Below are 2,780 nucleotides of genomic sequence, written 5' to 3'. Positions count from 1 at the left end.
CTCAGTTACAACTTGAAGTTAGCAACAACACTATCCAAACAACGGCTGTCGGTGAAGCAGTGCGCCTGCGCGCTCGGAATAATTCTCGTCTCAATACCATAGTCAGCAACAACACTCTCACTCAAGGAAACTCTGCTACCCGCAGCTTAGAACTACGGGCTGATAATAATTCAACACTGTGCGCTAATGTCTTTGGGAATGTGCAAACGAATGGTAGCGGTTTCAATTTACGTGGTGCTACTCTCCGAATTGTTGATTTTCCCAATCTTAGCTCCAATAATGGTGGGGTCACTATTAATGTTGTTTCTGGAACAGTTATTAATGACATTACGATTGCCACATTCAATGCTGCGCCGCCTTTGGGTTGTACATTCCCTTAATATTCAAAAGCACTTGGGTCTTGAAAAGAATCAATCCAATTGTAATTCCAGCACTGCTCTAACCAACCTATCAAAATGTGGCGCGGGGCAGAAACTTGGCGTACCACTGACCACACTTGCAGTGCCGCTAGGGGGGAGTTGACCTCCGCCGTCAGGGGTTGATAGGGAGCATACTTACAGGGCACACCCAAATCGGTGAGCCGTTGGTAGATTGGCCAACGCAGTTGCCATGGAACTGCAATAAGCTGGGGGTTTATAGACATTCAATAAGCACTCCATGTTGAAAAAATACGGCAAGGTAGCTTAGGATCCGTCTGTCAGAGCGAATGGCAGTAGCTCACTAGTGCCCCAAAGGAGTATCGTGCTATGACGACCAGTACTTTGCCACGCCAAGCCTTTGGCGAGATGGCTGACACTGTAGTGTTGTTGGACAAATCCACGACAACACCGGTGTGCGAAGGGATGAATCGCCTCTTGGCCAGTTTTCAAGCCCTTTATCTGCAGTACCAAAAGCATCATTTTGTTGTTGAGGGTGCAGAGTTTTACATGCTGCATCAGTTTTTCCAAGACTGCTACGAACAGGTGCAGGGTCACATCCACGACTTGGGAGAACGGCTCAATGGCTTGGGCGGTGTGCCCGTGGCCGGTTTCCAGCAGTTGGCAGCTCTCTGTGGTTTTACCCCTGAGCCCGAGGGAGCTTTTAGCTGTCGGCAAATGCTCAGCAATGATTTGCAGGCGGAGCAGGCCATTATCGGAATTCTGCGGCAACAGGCTACCCAGGCAGAAAGTTTGGGCGATCGCGCCACGGCCTATCTGTACGATCAAATACTCCTGAAAACAGAGGAGCGCGCCTACCATATTGGCCACTTTCTGGCCAACGACAGTCTCAAGGTGTAGTCTTTTGCAATTTTGACTAACGAGCCTTAACACAAGACGAGATTTGTTCATAACATACCCCCACTCAAGGGGGTTTTTTAATGCAGATTTTTCCTACTACTTAGCCTAGTCTAATTGCAATTTAATTGCAATAACTTTACCCAAGATTTTTCGTTGCAGGACGCTGGCGCGGATATTGCTGCATCAGGGTGCGCACCTGCTCGGCGTGGTAAGAACTGCGCGTCAGCGGAGAGGACACCACCTGTAAAAAGCCCATGGATTCTCCCAGTTGACGCCATGCTTCAAATTGCTCTGGTGGAATAAAGGCCTGCACAGGTAAGTGTTTGGGACTGGGTTGTAGGTACTGGCCAATCGTGAGAATATCACAGCCCACTCGCCGCAGATCAGCCATGACTGCCAGGACTTCTTCTGGGGTTTCTCCCAAGCCCACCATGATTCCTGACTTTGAGTAGATCCAAGGGGCGCGATCGCGCACCCGTTGCAGCAGTTCTAGACTGCGCTGATAGTTGCCTTGGGGACGCACCCGCCGATAGAGACGGGGCACTGTTTCGGTGTTGTGGTTGAGCACTTCTGGACTAGCCGTCAGAAGTTGATCTAAGGCTTGCCAATTGCCACAAAGATCGGGAATGAGTACTTCAATGGTGGTCTGGGGCGATCGCGCCCGCACAGCTTCAATTGCAGCTACAAAGTGAGATGCCCCACCATCCGGCAGATCATCCCGATTCACGGAGGTCATCACGACATGATGAAGACGCAGACGTACCACCGCTTCTGCCAGTCGCTGGGGTTCAGTGGCATCCAACGGCAGGGGCTTTTTCTCAAAATCAATATCGCAGTAGGGGCAAGCGCGGGTGCAAGCTGGACCCATCATTAAAAACGTCGCTGTTCCTTTATGGAAACACTCCCCAATATTGGGGCAAGAGGCCTCCTCGCAAACGGTATTAAGATTTAAGTCCCGCAGGAGTTCCTTGACTGACCCGACCCGCTGCCATTGGGGTGCTTTGACCCGTAACCACTCCGGTTTAATCACCACGGCTAACTCCAGTGCAAATTCAAAAACAAACAAAGAGAAAACGTCAATTGTGCCACTAACAGAAAGATGTAAATCAAAGCACGGGGACGGAAAATCGTCAGCAATAACCCCAGCCCTTTGAGATCCACCATCGGTCCAAGAACAAGAAAAGCAAGAATTGACCCCGGTGTAAACGTGGCAGCAAAGGCCAAGGCAAAGAAGGCATCTACAGTGGAGCAAATGGAAATCACTGTGCCGAGGAGCATCATCGCCACAACTGAGATCACCGGCCCTTGGCCAAGGCCGAGAATGAGTTCACGGGGGACAGCTACCTGAATGATTGTTGCCACTAGACTGCCGAGGACGAGAATGCCCCCCAGTTCACGAAATTCTTGCACCACATTCTCTAGAACTTGGGGCAGGCGCTGCTGCCAAGGAATCCTTGGGGGAGGGGGGGCAAGGGTTAACGTTTCCATGGCAAGGGGCTGGCC

At 50.8% G+C, this 2,780-nt stretch carries 5 protein-coding genes; 2 read left to right on the top strand and 3 right to left on the bottom strand.

Features of this window, described 5'->3' with window-relative positions; translation table 11 throughout:
* Positions 1 to 380: hypothetical protein (locus P3X23_RS05400; protein WP_300873907.1), on the top strand; the 380-nt coding region annotated here is incomplete at its 5' end.
* Here the strand turns inward: P3X23_RS05400 and P3X23_RS05395 are convergent.
* Positions 377 to 643, bottom strand: a complete 267-nt coding sequence (locus P3X23_RS05395) for an Asr1405/Asl0597 family protein (RefSeq protein WP_300873904.1) — start codon at positions 641 to 643, stop codon at positions 377 to 379. The genes P3X23_RS05400 and P3X23_RS05395 overlap by 4 nt on opposite strands.
* Before the next feature lie 103 nt (positions 644 to 746).
* Here P3X23_RS05395 and P3X23_RS05390 point away from each other — a divergent pair, with 103 nt between their 5' ends.
* On the top strand, positions 747 to 1,277 hold the full coding sequence (locus P3X23_RS05390; protein ID WP_300873901.1) for a Dps family protein: 531 nt from the start codon (positions 747 to 749) through the stop codon (positions 1,275 to 1,277).
* Between the two features lie 136 nt (positions 1,278 to 1,413).
* Here the strand turns inward: P3X23_RS05390 and lipA are convergent, their stop codons facing one another.
* Together lipA and P3X23_RS05380 are read right to left on the bottom strand one after the other, a co-directional pair.
* Positions 1,414 to 2,310 carry a lipoyl synthase gene (gene lipA, locus P3X23_RS05385; RefSeq protein WP_300873899.1) on the bottom strand — a complete coding sequence of 299 codons (897 nt, stop codon included), beginning with the start codon at positions 2,308 to 2,310 and terminating at the stop codon, positions 1,414 to 1,416.
* Positions 2,311 to 2,312: 2 nt separating this feature from the next.
* Positions 2,313 to 2,780, bottom strand: a 468-nt coding sequence (locus P3X23_RS05380) for a permease (protein WP_300873896.1), incomplete at its 5' end; no start/stop codon positions are given.

This window comes from Thermosynechococcus sp. Uc, from assembly GCF_029335995.1.
In the GTDB taxonomy this organism is placed as follows: domain Bacteria; phylum Cyanobacteriota; class Cyanobacteriia; order Thermosynechococcales; family Thermosynechococcaceae; genus Thermosynechococcus.
The sequence above is the reverse complement of the archived record's forward strand: the minus strand, read 5'-3'. Positions and strand labels throughout refer to the sequence as shown.

Excerpts from the sequence above, each read along its gene's own strand:
- P3X23_RS05395 (WP_300873904.1), bottom strand. The coding sequence starts at position 643 with ATGTCTATAAACCCCCAGCTTATTGCAGTTCCATGGCAACTGCGTTGG.
- P3X23_RS05390 (WP_300873901.1), top strand. The coding sequence starts at position 747 with ATGACGACCAGTACTTTGCCACGCCAAGCCTTTGGCGAGATGGCTGAC.